Annotated in this window: 16 protein-coding genes, 1 pseudogene and 1 riboswitch; of the genes and pseudogenes, 8 read left to right on the forward strand and 9 right to left on the reverse strand. The window is 62.5% G+C overall.

Annotation, left to right across the window (positions count from 1 at the left end; translation table 11 throughout):
* The first annotated feature begins 189 nt into the window (after nucleotides 1-189).
* Both ompA and OKC30_RS07195 read left to right on the forward strand, forming a co-directional pair.
* On the forward strand, nucleotides 190-1,191 hold the full coding sequence (gene ompA / locus OKC30_RS07190) for a porin OmpA (RefSeq protein WP_039039303.1): 1,002 nt from the start codon (nucleotides 190-192) through the stop codon (nucleotides 1,189-1,191).
* 219 nt (nucleotides 1,192-1,410) lie between these two features.
* On the forward strand, nucleotides 1,411-2,469 hold the full coding sequence (locus tag OKC30_RS07195) for an OmpA family protein (RefSeq protein WP_160837560.1): 1,059 nt from the start codon (nucleotides 1,411-1,413) through the stop codon (nucleotides 2,467-2,469).
* Nucleotides 2,470-2,543: 74 nt separating this feature from the next.
* On the opposite strand, the gene OKC30_RS07200 is transcribed toward OKC30_RS07195, so the two are convergent.
* Both OKC30_RS07200 and OKC30_RS07205 read right to left on the reverse strand, forming a co-directional pair.
* A complete protein-coding gene (locus tag OKC30_RS07200; RefSeq protein ID WP_160837558.1) occupies nucleotides 2,544-4,238 on the reverse strand; it encodes an NAD-dependent malic enzyme in 1,695 nt (564 codons plus the stop codon).
* Nucleotides 4,239-4,293: 55 nt separating this feature from the next.
* A complete protein-coding gene (locus tag OKC30_RS07205; protein WP_160837556.1) occupies nucleotides 4,294-5,151 on the reverse strand; it encodes a helix-turn-helix transcriptional regulator in 858 nt (285 codons plus the stop codon).
* Between the two features lie 120 nt (nucleotides 5,152-5,271).
* On the opposite strand from OKC30_RS07205, the gene OKC30_RS07210 reads away from it, so the two are divergent.
* Nucleotides 5,272-6,651 carry an MATE family efflux transporter gene (locus OKC30_RS07210; RefSeq protein WP_041213343.1) on the forward strand — a complete coding sequence of 460 codons (1,380 nt, stop codon included), beginning with the start codon at nucleotides 5,272-5,274 and terminating at the stop codon, nucleotides 6,649-6,651.
* A gap of 150 nt (nucleotides 6,652-6,801) precedes the next feature.
* Nucleotides 6,802-7,050: a YciN family protein gene (locus OKC30_RS07215; RefSeq protein WP_010673495.1), complete on the forward strand. Its 249-nt coding sequence runs from the start codon at nucleotides 6,802-6,804 to the stop codon at nucleotides 7,048-7,050.
* 30 nt (nucleotides 7,051-7,080) lie between these two features.
* Here the strand turns inward: OKC30_RS07215 and OKC30_RS07220 are convergent, their stop codons facing one another.
* Nucleotides 7,081-8,220 (reverse strand): GGDEF domain-containing protein, encoded by a 1,140-nt coding sequence (locus tag OKC30_RS07220; protein WP_160837554.1) that lies wholly within the window; start codon nucleotides 8,218-8,220, stop codon nucleotides 7,081-7,083.
* A gap of 243 nt (nucleotides 8,221-8,463) precedes the next feature.
* Between OKC30_RS07220 and OKC30_RS07225 the strand changes: the two genes are divergently transcribed.
* The gene (locus tag OKC30_RS07225) at nucleotides 8,464-9,861 is read left to right on the forward strand and encodes a nucleobase:cation symporter-2 family protein (protein WP_160837552.1); all 1,398 of its coding nucleotides are present in this window, start codon (nucleotides 8,464-8,466) and stop codon (nucleotides 9,859-9,861) included.
* A gap of 317 nt (nucleotides 9,862-10,178) precedes the next feature.
* A complete protein-coding gene (locus tag OKC30_RS07230; RefSeq protein ID WP_160837550.1) occupies nucleotides 10,179-10,892 on the forward strand; it encodes a lipoyl protein ligase domain-containing protein in 714 nt (237 codons plus the stop codon).
* Between the two features lie 201 nt (nucleotides 10,893-11,093).
* Here the strand turns inward: OKC30_RS07230 and OKC30_RS07235 are convergent, their stop codons facing one another.
* Nucleotides 11,094-12,470 carry an alanine/glycine:cation symporter family protein gene (locus OKC30_RS07235; protein ID WP_045523510.1) on the reverse strand — a complete coding sequence of 459 codons (1,377 nt, stop codon included), beginning with the start codon at nucleotides 12,468-12,470 and terminating at the stop codon, nucleotides 11,094-11,096.
* A 107-nt stretch (nucleotides 12,471-12,577) separates the two neighbouring features.
* A riboswitch (glycine riboswitch) is annotated at nucleotides 12,578-12,688 on the reverse strand.
* A gap of 506 nt (nucleotides 12,689-13,194) precedes the next feature.
* Between OKC30_RS07235 and OKC30_RS07240 the strand changes: the two genes are divergently transcribed.
* A complete protein-coding gene (locus OKC30_RS07240; RefSeq protein WP_160837548.1) occupies nucleotides 13,195-14,343 on the forward strand; it encodes a type III PLP-dependent enzyme in 1,149 nt (382 codons plus the stop codon).
* A 65-nt stretch (nucleotides 14,344-14,408) separates the two neighbouring features.
* Here the strand turns inward: OKC30_RS07240 and OKC30_RS07245 are convergent, their stop codons facing one another.
* From OKC30_RS07245 to yfcD, 3 genes are all read right to left on the reverse strand, one after another.
* Complete coding sequence (locus tag OKC30_RS07245) at nucleotides 14,409-15,377, reverse strand: calcium/sodium antiporter (protein WP_270809583.1); 969 nt, start codon at nucleotides 15,375-15,377, stop codon at nucleotides 14,409-14,411.
* 124 nt (nucleotides 15,378-15,501) lie between these two features.
* Nucleotides 15,502-15,972 carry a peroxiredoxin gene (locus tag OKC30_RS07250; RefSeq protein WP_160837546.1) on the reverse strand — a complete coding sequence of 157 codons (471 nt, stop codon included), beginning with the start codon at nucleotides 15,970-15,972 and terminating at the stop codon, nucleotides 15,502-15,504.
* A 112-nt stretch (nucleotides 15,973-16,084) separates the two neighbouring features.
* A complete protein-coding gene (gene yfcD / locus OKC30_RS07255) occupies nucleotides 16,085-16,615 on the reverse strand; it encodes an NUDIX hydrolase YfcD (RefSeq protein WP_160837544.1) in 531 nt (176 codons plus the stop codon).
* Nucleotides 16,616-16,792: 177 nt separating this feature from the next.
* Between yfcD and OKC30_RS07260 the strand changes: the two genes are divergently transcribed.
* Nucleotides 16,793-17,008, forward strand: a complete 216-nt coding sequence (locus OKC30_RS07260; RefSeq protein ID WP_160837543.1) for a DUF1107 family protein — start codon at nucleotides 16,793-16,795, stop codon at nucleotides 17,006-17,008.
* A 95-nt stretch (nucleotides 17,009-17,103) separates the two neighbouring features.
* Here the strand turns inward: OKC30_RS07260 and OKC30_RS07265 are convergent, their stop codons facing one another.
* Both OKC30_RS07265 and OKC30_RS07270 read right to left on the reverse strand, forming a co-directional pair.
* Nucleotides 17,104-17,847: an amino acid ABC transporter ATP-binding protein gene (locus tag OKC30_RS07265; protein ID WP_010673485.1), complete on the reverse strand. Its 744-nt coding sequence runs from the start codon at nucleotides 17,845-17,847 to the stop codon at nucleotides 17,104-17,106.
* 13 nt (nucleotides 17,848-17,860) lie between these two features.
* A pseudogene (locus OKC30_RS07270) lies at nucleotides 17,861-18,532 on the reverse strand (amino acid ABC transporter permease); the annotation flags it as partial.
* Between the last annotated feature and the right edge of the window lie 79 nt (nucleotides 18,533-18,611).

The raw sequence follows: 18,611 nt of genomic DNA on the forward strand, positions 1-18,611 counted from the left end.
TAAAAGTGCTCAGTGCCCGGTTAGTTGTCCATGGAGAAACAGCTTCATGAGAATCCAGGTTTCCATCCATTTTTTATTCAAGCCGTCCGTGATCCGCTCACGGTGTCGCACATGAAGTGTCATCTGAGGCCGGCATAACAAAGAGTGCGCAGTACGCCCATAGCACGGCAACTCAACGAGGATAAAACGATGAAAATGAAAATGGCACCAACCCTGATTGCTCTGGCCATTGCAGCCATGGGAACCACCACCGCTCAGGCGGCCGACGACTGGTACACGGGTATGGGTGCAGGTTGGGCCTATGGCCACGACCTGGATACCTTCGGCCAGGATGCTGACAAGGACGCCACCGCGCTCTCCCTGTTCGGCGGTTACAACTTCACCGAGAACTTTGCCGCCGAGCTCGGCTATCTCTATGCCGGCAAAGCCGGCGTCGATGGCGTCGACTTCAAGACCCAGGGTGCCACCCTGTCCGGTATCGCACGCCTGCCCATGAATGACATCTTCTCCGTCTTCGCCGAAGGGGGTGCCTACTTCAACCACGTCAACGGTAATGGCCAGAGCGACAACGGCACCTCGCCGCTGGCGGGTCTGGGTCTGACTGCCAAGCTCTCCGACCTTATCGACCTGCAGGCCCGCTACCGCTACATGTGGGATCTGGGTGACGATCAGAAAACCTGGAAAACCGACATGAGCGTCGCCACCCTGGAACTGGTGATGCACCCGAACCGCACCACCTATGTGGCACCGGCCCCGGCACCGGCTCCCGAGCCGGTTCCCGAGCCCGTCATGGTCGACAAGAACTTCTCCCTGAGCTCGGACGTGCTGTTTGCCTTCGGCAAATCCACCCTGAAGCCGGAAGGGGCTGCTGCGCTCAACACCCTGTATCAGCAGATCGTCGACGTCCAGCCGAAAGATGGCAGCGCCGTGGTGGTGGGTTACACCGACCGCATCGGCTCCGATGCCTACAACCTGAAGCTGTCTGAAGCCCGTGCCCGCACCGTGGCCGACTTCCTGGTTGGCAAGGGTCTGCCGGCTGGCAAGGTTTCCATCGAAGGTCGTGGTGAAGCCAACCCGGTCACCGGCACCCAGTGTGACGGCATCAAGGCCAAGGCTCAGCTGATCGCCTGCCTGGCACCGGATCGCCGCGTCGAAGTGCGCGTCACCGGCGTACAGGAAGTGCAGCAATAAGGGGACAACCACCTGTTGCAAAAAGGGGCCATTCCGGCCCCTTTTTTAATGCCCGGACGGCACCGCCAGCGCGGGCAGCCCACCTGCCTGTCTCACCGATTTTCCATACAGATGCGTCACTTAAATGGTTAATGCGCTCACATCGCCTATACATAATGTTGGCTATACATAGCAAAGGGCTGGGAGCCCTATAACACCCAACATCGACGAGGATACGCGATGAACATAAGACTGAAACCTGTGTGGATTGCATTGGCATTGGCGACGAGTGCCGCCCAGGCGGCACCTGTTCACGACTGGTATGTGGGGGCTGGGGGTGGCTGGGCCTTTGCCCATGACATCGATGATTTCAGCCAGGACGTCGGCAAGGACGCGACCGCCATCAACGCCTTTGTCGGCTACAACTACAACGAGAATCTGGGGGCAGAGCTCGGCTACCTCTCCACCGGTGACTGGGATATTGCCGGCCAGGACTTCAACAGCAAGGGGGCCACCCTGTCGGTCATTGGCCGTTTACCGCTGGGGGACATCTTCTCTGTCTTTGCCGAAGGGGGCGGTTATCTCTATCACGTCGACTCCGTCAACGGGGGAGATGACAACCTGGCTCCCCTGGCGGGTCTGGGCCTGACCGCCAGACTGAGCGACTGGGTAGACATCCAGACCCGCTACCGCTACATGGTGCGAGTCGGGGACGATCCTGACAACGACAAGGTGGGCAGCGGTACCAAACGCTGGGTCAGCGACATCAGTACCACCACCATCGAGCTGGTGCTTCACCCCAATCGCACCGTCGCCGCAGTGCCGGTGGCCGCGCCTCTGGTCGTGGCACCGCCGCCCCCGGCTCCCGAGCCGGTGGATCAGACCTTCAACCTGAGTTCGGATGTGCTGTTTGCCTTTGGCAAGGCGGAGCTCAAACCGGAGGGGATGCAGGCACTCGACGCCCTCTACCAGCAGATCGTCGACGTCAAACCCAAAGATGGCAACGCCATGGTGATGGGCTACACCGACCGCATCGGCTCGGATGCCAACAACCAGGCACTGTCGGAGGCCCGTGCAAGCACGGTCGCCAACTTCCTGATTGGCAAGGGGCTGCCCGCCGACAAGGTGAGCATTCAGGGCAACGGCGAGAGCAACCCGGTCACCGGCACCCAGTGTGATGCCATCAAGGCCAGGGCTGCCCTCATCGACTGCCTGGCCCCGGATCGCCGGGTCGAAATCCGGGTCACCGGTGTCAGCAATCCCGCCGAGCCCGCCCCCGCCGAGCAACCGGCACAATAACCTCCTCTTCCTTCACAGCCGTGCACAAAAAAGGGATGCCGAGGCATCCCTTCTGCGTGTCTGTCCCCTTGGGATCAGAAGGAAGTACGACGATAGCGGCGGTACTCGGGGCGCCAGAAGTTCGCCTCGATGGCCTGATCGATCACATCATCGGGGGTCTGCACCGCCTTGCCCTGCAACATGGCGGTCTTGGCCACCATCTTGGCGATGTAGCGGGAGACCTGATGGATGTCCGCCAGATCCGGCAGCAAGGAGCCCTCTTCCCCCTTCACCAGGGGTGAACAATCCGCCAGGGCACGGCTGGCCGACATCATCATGGCATCGGTCACCCGGTTGGCACCGGAGGCGATCACCCCAAGGCCGATACCCGGGAAGATGAAGGAGTTGTTGCACTGGGCGATGACGTAGCGCTTGCCCTTGTACTCCACCGGTGCGAACGGGCTGCCGGTGGCGACCAGCACCTGGCCGTCGGTCCAACGAATGAGATCCGCCGGGGTTGCTTCCACACGGGAAGTGGGGTTGGAGAGCGGGAAGATGATGGGACGGGCACAGTGCTTGTGCATGGTCTTGACCACCTCTTCGGTAAACAGACCCGGCTGGCCGGAGACCCCGATCAGGATGTCCGGGCGACCGTGCTCCATCACCTCCAGCAGGGAGATGTTGTCCCCCACCGGCCACTCCTTGATCCGCTCGACCGGCTGGGAGAGCTTGCGCTGGAAGTCGAGCTGGTTGGGGATCTTGTCGGTGATGAGACCGAATCGGTCCACCATGAAGACCCGGCCCCGCGCCTCGGCGTCGGTCAGCCCTTCGGCCTTCATCTGCGCCACGATCTGCTCGGCGATGCCGCACCCGGCACTGCCCGCCCCGAGGAAGGCGACCCGCTTCTCGGAGAGTTTGGCACCGGAGGCCTTGCAGGCGGCGATGAGGCTGCCCAGGGTCACCGCGGCGGTCCCCTGAATGTCATCGTTGAAGCAACACAGCTCATCCTTGTAGCGGTTGAGCAGCGGGGTGGCATTGCCCTGGGCGAAATCCTCGAACTGCAGCAGGATGTCCGGCCAGCGGCGCTTGACCGCCTGGATGAAGGCATCGACGAACTCGTCGTACTCTTCGCCGGAGATGCGCGGATGGCGCCACCCCATGTAGAAGGGGTCGTTCAGCAGCTGCTGGTTGTTGGTGCCCACGTCCAGCACCACCGGCAGGCAGTAGGCCGGGGAGATGCCGCCACAGGCGGTGTAGAGGGAGAGCTTGCCGATGGGAATGCCCATGCCGCCGATGCCCTGATCCCCGAGACCCAGGATGCGTTCGCCATCGGTGACCACGATCACCTTGACGTTCTGCTTGGTGGCGTTTTGCAGCATGTCATCGATCCTGTCCTTGTCCGGATAGGAGATAAAGAGGCCGCGAGCACGACGATAGATGTTGGAGAACTCCTCGCACGCCTTGCCGACCGTCGGGGTGTAGATGACCGGCAGCATTTCGGTGAGATGATTGTTCAGCAGGCGGTAGAAGAGCGTTTCGTTGGTATCCTGGATGTTCCGCAAATAGATGTGCTTGTCCATGTCGTTGCCAAACGCCATGAACTGGCGATAGGCACGCTCTGCCTGCTCTTCGATGGTTTCGATGTTCTGGGGCAGCAGACCTTCCAGATTGAAGCTGCTGCGTTCTTCGCTGGTGAAGGCGCTGCCCTTGTTGAGCAACGGCGTCTCCAGCAGGGCTGGACCTGCGTAGGGAATGTAGAGGGGACGTTTTTGATTATTATCTTCAAACATGGATCTGTACCTTGACTGTGTGGCCCGTCGATCCTATGGGCTTGAGCCAACAATTTCAAAGGGTTTGCACCTCCCTTGCGAAAGGTTTGCGACCCAGTCGACGAAAGGCCCCCGGAGTCTGACCCGTCAGACGCCGAAAACGGTTGGCAAAGTTGGCGCCGTCGCTGTATCCGACCCGGGCCGCCAGCTCGGCCAGCGGCCAGTTGGTGTAGAGCAGCAACTGGCGCGCCTTGTTCATGCGAAGCCCGGTGAGCCAGGCCATGGGGCCCATGCCGAACACCTGCTGGCAGAGCCGGTGCAGATGGGGCACCGAGCAGGCCATCTGGTCGGCCAGCAGGGCCACGCTCCAGGGCTCGTCCAGACGTGCCTCCACCCGCCGAAACAGCGCCTGTAGCCGCAACTCCGGCGTGCCGCGCACCTCCCCCTGCAGGGTCCGCTCCAAGAGCGCCAGCAGCAGGCTCAGCAGCTGGGGCTGGAGCGGCGAACGTATTCCCTCCCCCTGCATCAGGCTGAGCAGGTGGTAGAGCTGCTCCCCCTCCTCCCCCTGCCAGATGCGATGGCCAAGCCGGTGCAGATGCTGCCAGCGCGGCACGTCGTCAAGCAGGATCCAACTGGTATGCCAGGCTTCCCCCACCAGCCTGAAGCCCCCCGGCACGGCGGCCGGGAGAAAGACCAGGGCTCCCGCCGGGATGGGCTGCTCCCCGCCATCGGTGAGCAGGGCGCCCCCCTCGTCATGGCTCACCATCAGGATATGAAACTCCGGTCGGTTGCGGCGGATAAGGTAGTGCTCCCGTATCGTCGAGAGGCCGGTCAGGAAGACGCCTGCCTCCCCAAGCAGGGGCAGCCCTTCGCGTCCCAGCATCCGCTCTTCGCAGGCCGGGGCGATTTCCAGACACTCGCTGATAAATGGCATAGCACCTCAACAGGATAGTTTTGCACAAGAAAGCCGAGAGAGGCTCACAGTGAAGCCTCCCGATATCACCCCTATCATACCCACGACAAACCCTGATTTTTACCAACCCGGTTAACATAAATGAATTATTGGCAAGCGATTTTAAAACAAACCACCGATCGCGAGTTCATGACGCGACTGTGGCGACTGGCCCTGCCGGTTTCGCTGCAATCCATGATGTTCTCCCTGCTCGGCCTCATCGACATCATGATGGTGAGCCAGCTCGGCACCACGGCTGTGGCGGCGGTCGGCTTGGGCAACCGGGTCTTCTTCTTCAATCTGCTGGTGATAGCGGGGCTCTCGGGCGGGGTCTCGGTGTTGGCGGCACAATATTTCGGCCGTGGCGAGATGGCCGGGGTGCGCCGCTCCCTGGCCCTGGCCCTGGTGGGCGCCCTGGCGGTGAGCCTGCCCTTTGCCCTCGTCTATGTGCTCTCACCGGGCAGCGTGCTCGGGTTTGCCAGCCAGGAGCCCGCGCTGCGCGAGCTGGCCGACGAGTTCCTGATGATCACCGGCGCCACCATCCTCTGCACCGCCGTGGTGGTGCCCCTGGAGTCGGCCCTGCGCTCGGTGGGCAATGCCGCGGCGCCGACCCGCATCGGCATCATCGCCATCATCGCCAACGTCATCCTCAACTATGCCCTCATCTTCGGCCATTTCGGCGCCGAGGCCATGGGAGTAGCCGGTTCCGCCTGGGGCACCACCCTTTCGCGCCTGCTGCAGACCGCGCTGCTGCTTGCCTATGTGTGGCGTGCCGAGCCCCGTCTCATCCCGCGCAAGCAAGACTGGCTCGCCGCCTTCAGGCGCAAGGAGGTGGTGCGCTTCACCCTGATCGCCCTGCCGCTGTTGCTGCACGACGGGCTCTGGGCCTTCGGCATGCTGCTCTACGGCTTCCTCTACGCGCACCTCGGCACCGACGCCCTGGCCATCATGACCACCCTCGGCACGCTGGAGAGCATCCTCATCTCCCTCTTCTTCGGGCTGGCGGTGGCCTGCTCCACCCTGCTCGGTCACCGGCTCGGGGCAGAGGAGTATGACGAGGCCTGGCAGCACTCCCAGCTCTTCCTGCTGCTGGCCCCCGTCGGCGCCCTACTGGTGGGGACCGCCGTCTGGCTGATGCAGGGCAGCCTGCTGCAATGGGTCGGCAACCTGCCGGGCGAGCTGATGACTGAGGCCGGCCAGGTGCTCGCTATCATGTGTCTGGGCATGCTGCTCAAGGTATTCAACATGGTGGGGATCGTCGGGGTGCTGCGCTCGGGGGGGGACGTCAACTACAGCATCTTCATCGACATCGTCGGCATGTGGTGCATCGGCCTGCCGCTGGCCTGGGTGGCGGTCAGCCTGCTGGGCTGGCCCCTCTCCTGGGTGGTGGCGGTGGTCCTGCTGGAAGAGCTCTCCAAGGTGCTGCTGGTGCAGCGCCGCATTCGCCAGCGGCGCTGGCTGCGCAATCTGGTGCTGGGATAAGGGAAGAGCGCAAAGCGGGAAATGCGGGGTCATATCAATGACAGAAAATCCCGCTTTGCAGTATGCTGGCCCCCTCTTCAATCAGAGGCGGGGTGCGCCGGCCATGCCGACCCTTGTGCCCCTGCCCAGTAGTCGTTTAAGGAGACGAGCATGCAACCACAAAAAGAGCGGATCACCGAGACTGCCCTGCTGGAGATGGCCAACAAGATCATTCGTGAACACGAGGACTTCATCCACGGCATGCGCGCCGACTCGGTGGAGCAGAAGGGGGACATTCTGGTGTTCAAGGGGGAGTTCTTCCTGGCAGAGGACGGCACCCCGACCGGCAAGACCATGGCGGTGTTCAACATGTTCAAGCTGCTGGCCCAGCAGCTCTCCGGCAAATACACCCTGGCCTGACGCCTGCCCCGTCATCACCGGATGCCGCCCTCAGGCGGCATCCGTTTTTGTGCGCCCTGCATCGCCCGCGGGTTTGCCGGCCTCGGCCACCACGCAGTTGCGACCCGCCATCTTGGCCATGTAGAGGCACTCGTCCGCCCGGTTGAGCAGATCCTCCACCCTCTCGCCACGCTGGGCCAGGGTCAGACCGATGCTCACCGTCACCTCCAGCAGCTCGTCGGAGGTGGGGCTTTTCACCAACCTCGCCTCCACCGCGACCCGCAGCCGCTCCGCCACCCGCTTGGCTTGTGCCAGATCCGTGCAACCGGGCAACAGGATGGCAAACTCCTCCCCGCCGTAACGCCCGAGCACCATGCCGGGCTCCAGTTGTTCCGACAGGGTGGCCGCCACCTCCTTGAGCACCGCATCCCCCGCCAGATGGCCGAAGGTGTCGTTGATGCGCTTGAAGCGGTCCAGATCCAGCAGCAGCACCGCGAAGGGAGCCTGTTTGCGGATCATGGCGGCCCTCGCCTTCTCGAGCTGCTTCATCAGCAGGCGGCGGTTCATCATGCCGGTCAGCTCGTCCGTGGTGGATTCCCGATAGAGTTGCAGCAGCATGTTGAGCTGGCCGCACTGCACCCAGGCGCTGGCGATGGCAAAGAGCCCCAGCAGCCAGACCTGATTGAGGGTCTGCACGCTCCAAAGAGGCTGGCCCACCAGCAACCAGTTGCCCGCCAGCATGGTGGCCAGAATGCCCCCCGCCAGTTGCAGGCTGAGGGAGAGGGGAATGGGGAAGATGGCGAACAGGCTGATGAGCAAATAGGGGAAGGCCATGTAGCCCGCCTGCATCTCCTGATCCGCGCCGAAGCTGTGCAGGCAGATGAGGGAGAAGAGCATCATCACCGCCATCAGGTAGCCCAGCGCCAGCTTCATGCGCTCGCGCTTGAAGTGGATGAGATAGGAGAGGGGGATGAGGGGCGAGAGGGCCAGCAGGCAGAAGATCCTGACCTGGAACAGCGCCTCGAACTGGATGGCTGGCAGGGTCAGCCAGTCCACCAGGACCCAGCTCGGGAGCCCCGCCATCAGCAGACAGGTGAGCAGCCGCAGCCGCACCGTCATGAAGCCCATCCGGGTCAGGGTAAAATCTTCGGAGTGGGCGCGGGCACTCCAGAACTCCGACAGCTTCAGCATCCAGAGTCTCCATCTTCGAACCGAGGGCTCATTCTACACCGTCCCCATCCTGATGCATCAGCCTCCCTCCCCTTTGTGAGGGATCGGTCTCACACAAACCGGCGGATCTTAATCGCCACAGGAAAACGTTTCAACCCATCAGGAAATAAACGATTTTGCGCTCAATTAGCGCTGGAAAGCGCGATGCCAATCACTAAAATAGCGCCCAATTTTCTCCCATCCCCCCACACATTCGAGGTATTTATGGAACAGGCTGCCGCCCCAAGCGCCATCCGAGAGGCCCATCCCCCCAGGCGAGCCCACAGCGAACTGGTCTACGGCATCGAGGATGTCCCCCCCCTGCCCCAGACCCTGTTCGCCGCCCTGCAGCATATGCTCGCCATGTTTGTCGCCATCATCACCCCGCCCCTCATCATCGCCAACGCCCTCGGCCTCCCTGCCGATGACACCCGCTACATCGTCTCCATGTCCCTGGTCATGTCCGGCATCGCCTCCTTCATCCAGACCCGCCGTTTCGGCCCCCTCGGTTCCGGCCTGCTCTCGGTACAGGGCACCAGCTTCAACTTCCTCGGTCCCATCATCGCCTCCGGCCTCGCCCTCAAGCAGGCGGCCATGCCCACCGACGATCTGCTGGGCACCCTGTTCGGCACCATGCTGGCAGCGGCCCTCACCATCGTCGTCATGAGCCGCTTCCTGCACCTGGTCAAACGGATCATCACCCCGCTGGTGACCGGCATCGTGGTATTGCTCATCGGCCTGACCCTCATCAAGGTAGGGCTCATCAGCATGGGGGGCGGCTACGGCGCCCTGGCGGACGGCAGCTTCGCCAGTCACACCAACCTCTTTCTCTCCCTGCTGGTGCTCGGCCTCATCGTGCTGATGCAGCGCAGTCGCAACCCCTGGCTGCGCCTCTCCGCCATCATGATCGCCATGCTGGCGGGCTATGCGGTGGCACTGCTGCTGGGCAAGGTGGCTGCTCCCACCTTCGACGGCCCCCTGGTGATGGTGCCTGTTCCGCTCCACTACGGGCTCGGCTTTGACTGGCAGCTGTTCGTGCCGCTCGCCATCATCTTCGTGGTGACGGCGCTGGAAGCCATAGGCGACATGACCGCCACCTCCGACATCTCCGGCGAGCCGCTGGAAGGGCCGGTCTACATGGCGCGGATCAAGGGGGGCGTGCTGGCAGACGGCGCCAACTCCATGCTGGCGGCGGTCTTCTCCACCTTCCCCATGTCCACCTTCGCCCAGAACAACGGCGTCATCCAGCTGACCGGTGTGGCCAGCCGCCACGTCGGCCTCTTCATCGCCGCCATGCTGGCCCTGCTCGGCCTGTTCCCGGCGGTGGCGAGTCTGGTACAACAGATCCCCGAGCCCGTGCTCGGCGGCGCCACCATCGTCATGTTCGGCACCATCGCCGCCGCCGGGGTGCGCATCATCTCCCGGGAGGAGCTGGACCGCCGCGCCCTGATGATCCTAGCGGTGTCGCTCGCCATGGGTCTCGGAGTGGCCCAGGTGCCCGAGGTGCTGCAACACCTGCCGGAGCTGGCCAGGAGCGTGCTCTCCTACGGCGTCGCCACCGGCGGCCTCACCGCCATCCTGCTCAATCTGCTGCTGCCCAGGCGCGCCGTCGCACAGGCCTGACACTCCGCCATCCTTGCACCAAAGCCCCGCCATGCGGCAATGCTGTTCACTTAAGAGAATTTGAGTTCCAGTCCACGTAGTATCAGGGCTAAAAAATGAGGGAGGCATGATGCCTCCCTCTTTCTATTGCAAGCCACGCTGGATAAAGGCTGAAGGAACATCGACTGGAAACAGCCTTGCTCCCCCAACTCAAGTCGCATTTATGAATAATTAGTCAAAAATGTGATTATCTGAACAGCATTGCCGCCATGCGGGGCTTTACCTTGTTTGCCCCCGCGCGTACTGTGCTTGGCAGCCTCTGCCAAAGGATGCCTCTCATGCCTTATACCCTGCAGCCCCCGCCGCCCGCCCACCAGACACCCGACCAGATCCTGGCCGAGGAGCAGCGCTGGCTGCGGGAGTGCGCCGGTGACGGCGAGCCCAGAGCCCTCCTCTGGCAGGGCCCCCAATGCCTCATCGTCACCCGCAAGGACACCCGTTTGCCCCGCTACCAGGCCGCCTGCGAGCAGCTTGCCGCCGAGGGCTGGCCGGTGTTCGTGCGCGACAGCGGCGGCACCGCCGTGCCCCACGGCGCCGGCATCCTCAACCTCTCCCTCATGCTGCCCCGCACCACCACGGATCTGGCCCACTACTACCGGCTGCTGGGGGCGCCCCTGCTCGCCCTGCTGGAGGAACACGGTCTTGCGGGCAGCTACGACTTCGTGCCCGGCTCGTTTTGCGACGGCCAGTACAACCTGGTGATCGGAGGGCGCAAGGTGACCGGCACCGCCCAGCGCTGGCTGGCGCCGGGCCGGGATCACGACGGCGCCGTGCTGGCTCAGGCCATGCTGCTGGTGGCGGGGGATGTGGACGAGGGCACCCGGATGGCGAGCCGCTTCTACGAACTGGCCGGGGGCGAGCTGCGCTTTGCTCCGGGCACCTCCACCACCCTGGCCCACGCCATTGGCTGGCAGGGGGAGGAGGCGGCCCTGGTGAGCCGGGTGAGCAGGGCGCTGGCGCAGCGGCTCACCGGAGATATTCCCTCCCCCTGACCCCCTGGGGGCAACAAGCGCCGCCATTCATTGCGTAAAATGCAAAAAAGCCACGATGAGCGTCGTAGCTTTTGCGTATTTCGCACAGATATTGTCAGCGGAGCCGGGATCAAGCCCCGGGTTTTGCCATCCCAGCCCGGATCCCGGTTGACACCATGGACAGGAGCCCGGTGACAGGACTTCCCGCAGGCCCGCTTCTCATCAGGCCGTCTGCGGCTCGGGCTCGGATTCCGTATCCCGGTCCCGGCTGAAGTAGGCGCGGGTCTCGGCAATCACCACGTGGCGCAGGCCGATGAGGCCGATGAGGTTGGGCACCGCCATCAGGCCGTTGACGATGTCGGCCAAGAGCCAGATCAGGTCCAGATGGAGGAAGGCACCGCTCGCCACCAGCACCAGATAGATGAGGCGGTAGGGTTTGATCGCCTTCACCCCGAACAGGTACTCGGTGCAGCGCTCGCCGTAGTAGTTCCAGCCAAGGATGGTGGTAAAGGCGAAGAACAAGAGGCCGATGCTCACCAGATACTGGCCCACATGGGCATCCAGCCCCTGGGCAAAGGCCAGACTGGTCATGGCCGCACCGCTTGCATCGCCGCTCCACACCCCGGTCACCACCAGCGTCAGGCCGGTCATGGTGCAGATGATGATGGTGTCGATGAAGGTGCCGGTCATGGAGACCAGCCCCTGCTCCACGCAGGAATCGGTCTTGGCCGCCGCCGCCGCGATGGGGGCCGAACCCAGGCCCGACTCGTTGGAGAAGACTCCGCGCGCCACCCCGGACTGGATCGCCAGCATAATGCCGGCGCCGACGAAACCGCCGGTGGCCGCATGGCCGGTGAAGGCGCTCCCGATCACCAGCATGACCGCATCGGGCAGGGCGCCTGCATTGTTCACCAGCACCCCGGCACAGGCGACGATGTAGAAGATGGCCATGAAGGGCACCACCTTGCTCGACACACTGGAGATGGACTGGATACCCCCCAGGGTCACCAGCGCCACGATCAGGGTCAGCACCACGGCGGTCACTTCACGGGGTACCGAGAAGGAGAGGCTCATGGCATCACTGATGGCGTTGACCTGGGGGAAGGTACCGATGCCGAAGAAGGCGACGCCGATGCCGAACAGGGCAAACAGCTTGGCGAGCGGCCTGGAGCCGAGCCCTTTCTCCAGATAGTACATGGGGCCACCCGCCATCTGGCCGTTGGCGTCCTGCTGGCGATATTTCACCGCCAGCAGGCACTCGGCGTACTTGGTGGCCATGCCGAACAGGGCGGCCATCCACATCCAGAACAGGGCGCCCGGGCCGCCGAGCTTGATGGCGGTGGCGACCCCGACGATGTTGCCGGTGCCGATGGTGGCGGAGAGGGCGGTGCACAGGGCACCAAAGCTGGAGACATCCCCTTGCTTGCCCTGCCCCTGATCGCGGCCAAAGACCAGCTTGAGGGCCAGCGGCAAACGCACGATCTGAAGCAGACCCAATCGCCAGGTGAGATAGATACCGGTCCCGACCAGCAGGATCAGCAGGGGGGGACCCCAGATAAAGCTATCGATGGCGGCGAGCGCCGATTGAATTGATGACATGCATCCTCCTTAAAAAACAACGATTAAGGAGGAGAAGGATGATCTTCCCATAGGTGTCGCGATCGGCCAGAGGCGATCGGATGCGGGCCAAGCCCAGGTACAACCATCCCATCCCCTCTGTCCTTTTGCCTGAGAGTTTCCGGCGCCAGATTGCGATGCAATCACGGTACCTTGCTCCTTCGGCGCCCGATTCAACGGGTCTCTCCAGAGTATCGTCCAGTAGCAGTCCACACCGGTTGCCCGGTACCTGAAAGATTCACTTCTTCGGTGGATGGTTGCCCATCGCTCTCCTGCTACCTTCATCCGAACTAGTTTGGATCAGGAAGCGGGCATGGTAATCCAAAAAATGTGAGCTGTCTCGCACTCCCTGGCCCCGGCGCCCCCTTTTTACCTGGCCTCAACCCCCGGGCCTGATGTTATTAGTTCGTTAACTATTAACAGCTTATCAAGCTCCCTTCGGAGGTGCTCCCCATCACGGCCCTGATCGCTCCCCGTATCAAGAGCCTGTTTCGTCTCGACCAGAAAAACTTGCCGACATATCCAATCAAAACGCTTGCACACAAACTCAATAAGCCGATAATCCCGCGCATAACTAAGCACTTTGCAAGGGAGTTATGCAATGTGCCTGGTGGGTCCCTCCGGACCGCTCGCCTGAGCCGGCCGTCGCCGGTTCAATCGCATATGGCTTGGGCATATCACGCCCCCTAAGGACTATCAAAAGAGAATGAACGAGACCCTGGTCGCACAAGATTACCGTCAGTTGGTTGAACAATTCGGCTCCCCCCTGCTGCTGCTCGACAAGGCAGCCGTCCGCAAACAGTATCGGGCCCTGGCGGCCGCCCTGCCCGATGTGCGCTTGCATTATGCACTCAAGCCCCTGCCCCACGAGGCGGTGGTCTCTGTCTTGAAGGAAGAGGGGGCCTGTTTCGATCTGGCCACCAATGGCGAAGTGGATCTGGTGCGCAGCCAAGGGGTTCGCCCGGGACGCTGCATCCATACCCATCCCATCAAGCGTGACAGCGACATCCGTTATGCCCTGGAATTCGGCTGCACCGTGTTTGTCTATGACAACCCGCTGGAGCTGGAAAAGTTCCTGCCCTACAAGGATGAAGTGAAACTGCTGCTGCGGGTCAGCTTCCCCAACCCCGAGACCAAGGTCGATCTTTCCAAGAAGTTCGGCTGCACCCCGGAGCAGGCATTGCCGTTGCTGCAACTGGCCCAGGCCAAGGGGATCAAGGTGATGGGGCTGTCGTTCCACGTCGGCTCCCAGGTGCCCCACGCCCATCGCCACGTGCAGGCCATCGACGCCTGCCGCGAGATCATGGAGCAGGCCTGGGAGCTAGGGCTCAAGCCCTGGGTGCTGGATATCGGCGGCGGCTTCCCGGTGGACTATGACGGCGGCGAGTTCGACATCGACGGTTTCTGCGCCCCGATCCGCGAGGCCCTGGCCAAGCTGCCCGCCACGGTACAGAAGATTGCCGAGCCGGGCCGCTTCATCAGCGCGCCAGCCATGACCTCGGTCTCCAGCGTGATGGGCAAGGCCCACCGCGGCGACAAGATCTGGTACTACCTGGATGACGGTCTCTACGGCAGCTACAACGGCCAGCTCTACGACCACGTCACCTACCCGGTGAGCACGCCCTATGCCCACGGCGAACTGCACAATGCGGTGCTCTCCGGCCCCACCTGCGACAGCGTGGACGTCATCCGCGACAGCATCATGCTGCCAGATCTCGAGATCGGCGAGCTGGTGGTGGGTCGGGTGATGGGGGCCTACACTTGGGCCTCCGCGTCCACCTTCAACTTCTTCCCCAAGGCGAGCATCCTGATCCTGGACAGCGCCCAGAAGCAGAAGCTGGTTGCCGTGGCCTGAGACCAGGACCCGCGCACAAAAAAGAGGGGACGCCGCGGCGTCCCCTCTTTCATTTCATCACCAGACTAGATGAACTGGCTCGTCAGCAGCCAGCCGGTGTAGGCGACGAAGCAGGCGAGCAGCACGCCCCCCTCCAGCCGGTTGATGCGCCCCTGCCCCTTGCGGCCCAGACACATCACCAGCAGCAACAGGGTCAGCCCCATCATGATGCTCCAGTCGCGGGAAAGCACTTCGGGCGCCACCTCGAGCGGGTGGATGCCGGCGGCGATGCCCACCACGGCCAGGGTGTTGAACAGGTTGGAACCGAGCACGTTGCCAAGGGCCAGATCGTGCTCGTTCTTGCGAATGGCGATGAGGGACGATGCCAGCTCCGGCAGGGAGGTCCCCACCGCGACTATGGTCAGGCCAATCACCAGATCGCTGATGCCAAAACCCTGGGCGATGGTCACCGCCCCCCACACCAGCAGACGGGAAGCCCCGATCAGCAGCACCAGGCCGACGATGAGCCAGAGGATGGCGCTCTTGAGAGACATCCCCTCGGAGACGATGTCCTCCTCGGTATCCGTATCCAGCGCATCCCCCTTGCCGTTCATGCCGGCCCAGATGGACCAGCCCATCAGCACTGCGAACACGGCCCCCAGAATGGCGGCATCCATCCGGCCCAGATTGCCATCGATGAGCAGGGCGCCGGAGAGCAGGGTGATGCCGAGCAGGATGGGGATCTCCTTGCGCACCACCTGGGAGGCGACGACAATGGGGCTGATCAGGGCGGTCAGACCCAGGATCAGGGCAATATTGGTGATGTTGGAGCCATAGGCATTGCCGAGCGCGAGCCCGGGATTGCCCTGGGAGGCCGCCAGCGCGGAGACCACCATCTCGGGGGCCGAGGTACCAAAACCGATGATCACCATGCCGATCAGCAGCGGCGGCATACCGGCGTAACGGGCGGTGGCGGCGGCGCCGTCCACGAACTTGTCGGCACTCCAGACCAGCAACGCCAGTCCGGCAATCAGGGCAACAAAAGCCAGGGTCATATTGTTCTATCTCATCCACGGCAAACACGAGAGCCAGGCAAGTTGCCTGGCTCCATCCAAACGCGGCCTCAGTGTAACGGGGCCGCTTGCTATTTCAAGGTGTAATCAAACACCGATTAATCTTTCACAGCGCCGCCAGCAGGCTCTGGGCATCCGACACCTCGAACTTGCCCGGCGCCTCCACGAAGAGCCGCTCCACCACACCGTCGTTGGCGATAAGGGCAAAACGCTGGGCCCGCACGCCGCCGAAGGCCCCGGTCTCCTTGGCCAGACCCAGTGTCCGGGTCCAGCTGCCGTCGCCGTCCGCCAGCATGGTGATGTCAGAGGCGTTCTGTGCCTCCTGCCACGCCTTCATCACGAAGGCGTCGTTGACCGACAGACAGCACAGTTCCACCCCCTTGGCCTTGAACTCATCGGCCAGGACCACATAGCCCGGCAGGTGAGCGTTGGAGCAGGTGGGGGTGAAGGCGCCGGGCACCGCAAAGAGCACCACCCGCTTGTCGGCAAACAGGGCCTGGGTATCCTTCACCTGCTTGCCCTCGGCGGTGATAAAGGTAAATTCCCCTGCGGGCAGGGATTGACCGACCGTGATCATGATGACGCATCCTTCTGTGGTTCAAAGAGGCCCAGTCTACCCCATTCCACCAGAAGGCGAAGGGGTCCATCGAGCAGCAACAAAGCGATCGGGGAGCGAACGCCTGTCGCCCCTATTTCTGGTCTGATGGCAGGCGCCTTGCCTGCCAGGTGGCGATGGCGAGCAGGGAGTCGGGCGTGAACTCGCCCGCCCGATCGGCTATCTCGCCCAGGCTCATCCAGTGCACCTCGCTCACCTCTTCGGCCTGCAGTTGCAGCGGCCCCTGATAGTGACAACTGAACAGGCCGCCCCAGACCCGGTAGCGGCTGCCGCTCGCCTCCCCTTCGGCATAGAAGGTGCCGTAATCCTGTAGGGGCACGTCGCGGATCCCCAGCTCCTCGGCCAGCTCACGCCGGGCGGAAAGGGCCATGGCCTCCCCCGTGGTCACCACGCCACCGGCGCAGGCATCCAGCATGCCGGGGCAAAAATCCTTGCTCGGGGTGCGCCGCTGCACCAGGATGCGCTCAGCCTCATCCAGCACCAGGATGTAGCTGGCACGATGGCGCAGGTTTTCCTGACGCACCCTGGCGCGCTCGGCCACCCCGATCACCCTGTCCTGCTCGTCTACTATGTCCACCCACTCCACGTGCGGCACCTTTGTCATGTCTGCAATGGTCGCAGTATATCGGGCCCCGGACCCGGACTCTCACTACTTTTTCAACGCCGGGGCTGCACGCCAGTCGATCACAAGGCAGATTCATACAAATCTTTATCAAGTGTCACATCAGTGTCACGGTCCGTCGGCATAGTGTGCCCTGTCCAAACAACAGGGTCTCTTGCCATGAAGGTGTTCAAGCAGTGGTCTCCCCGTCGAATTGCTCGATATATCAAGAGCTTCCATCATGGAAGTTTCATTGTTGAAGCACTGGGGCGGTTTGAGTTTCAAGGGGGGATCATCGATGTGAAGCCGTTGAGCTGTCATCAGGCGCTGAGCCTGGCCCGGCAGATCAACCTGGCCGTGCGCGATCTGCGCACCTCCACCCTGTTGCCGGGCTGACATACTCCTTTCTGTCTGTCGTCGACTTCCATGTACACATTTGCCCGCCGCTCATTCGAGCGTGCGGGCTGTTTTTCTGAAGGTTGTGCCCTGCCTCAGTGCTGCAGGATCTGGGAGAGGAAGAGCTTGGTCCGATCGGACTGGGGGTTGTCAAAGAACTGATCCGGCACGTTCTCTTCGATGATTTGCCCCCGGTCCATGAAGATCACCCTGTCCGCCACCTGCTTGGCAAACCCCATCTCGTGGGTGACGCAGAGCATGGTCATCCCCTCGTGGGCCAGCTCCACCATCACATCCAGCACCTCCCGCACCATCTCGGGATCCAGCGCAGACGTCGGCTCGTCAAACAGCATGACCTGGGGATTCATGCAGAGACTGCGGGCGATGGCGACCCGCTGCTGCTGGCCACCGGAGAGCTGCCCCGGATACTTGAGCGCCTGTTCGGGGATCCGCACCCGGCGCAGGAAGTTCATGGCGATCTCCTCGGCCTCCTTGCGCGGCAACTGCTTGACCCAGATGGGCGCCAGGCAACAGTTCTCCAGCACGGTCAGATGGGGGAAGAGGTTGAAGTGCTGGAACACCATGCCCACCTCCCGGCGCACCGTCTCGATGTTCTTGAGATCGGAGGTCAGGGCCGTGCCCTTGACCAGGATGTCTCCGCTCTGGTGCTCTTCCAGCCGGTTGATGCAGCGGATCATGGTGGACTTGCCCGACCCCGATGGTCCGCAGATGACGATCTTCTCCCCTCTGCCCACCTGCAGGTTGATGTTGCGCAGCACGTGAAACTCACCGTACCACTTGTTGACCTCTTTCAGTTCGACAACTGCGTCCGTTTTCATATCAGAACGACTCCTAATGCTTGTGGCCCGTGTTGAGTTTGCGCTCCAGATAGATGGAGTAGCGGGACATGCCAAAACAGAACATCCAGAAGATCATGGCGATAAAGACATAAGCTTCGGTGGAATACCCCAGCCAGGCCGGATCCGCCAGGGCCACCTTGGAGATGGCCAGCAGATCGAACAGCCCGATGATCAGCACCAGGCTGGTGTCCTTGAACAGGGAAATAAAGGTGTTCACCAGGGAAGGAATGGTGATCTTGAGGGCCTGGGGCATGATGATGAGGCCCATCACCTTCCAGTAGGAGAGCCCGAGGGCATCCCCCGCCTCATATTGCCCCTTGGGGATCGCCTGCAGCCCCCCTCTCACCACCTCGGCCACATAGGCCGCCTGGAACAGGATGATGCCGATGAGCGCCCGCAGCAGCTTGTCGAGCTCCACCTCGGTACTCATGAACAGTGGCAGCATGACGGACGCCATGAAGAGCACAGTAATGAGCGGCACCGCCCGCCAGAACTCGATGTAGACGGTACAGAGGCTGGAGATGACCGGCATGTGGGAGCGACGCCCCAGTGCCAGCAGGATGCCGAACGGCAGTGCTACCACTATGCCCACCACCGCCAGCACCAGGGTGAGCATCAGCCCGCCCCAGCGGTTCGTTTCCACCACCTCCAGCCCCGCTCCCCCATCAGGGCGGGAGCATACTTTGTTGGTTATTTAACCAAAGAATAGTTGTGCCCGATAATTGTCATCCCAGCTTGCTTTT

It is taken from the genome of Aeromonas sp. QDB18, from assembly GCF_027705325.1.
Classification (GTDB): Bacteria; Pseudomonadota; Gammaproteobacteria; order Enterobacterales; family Aeromonadaceae; genus Aeromonas; species Aeromonas caviae.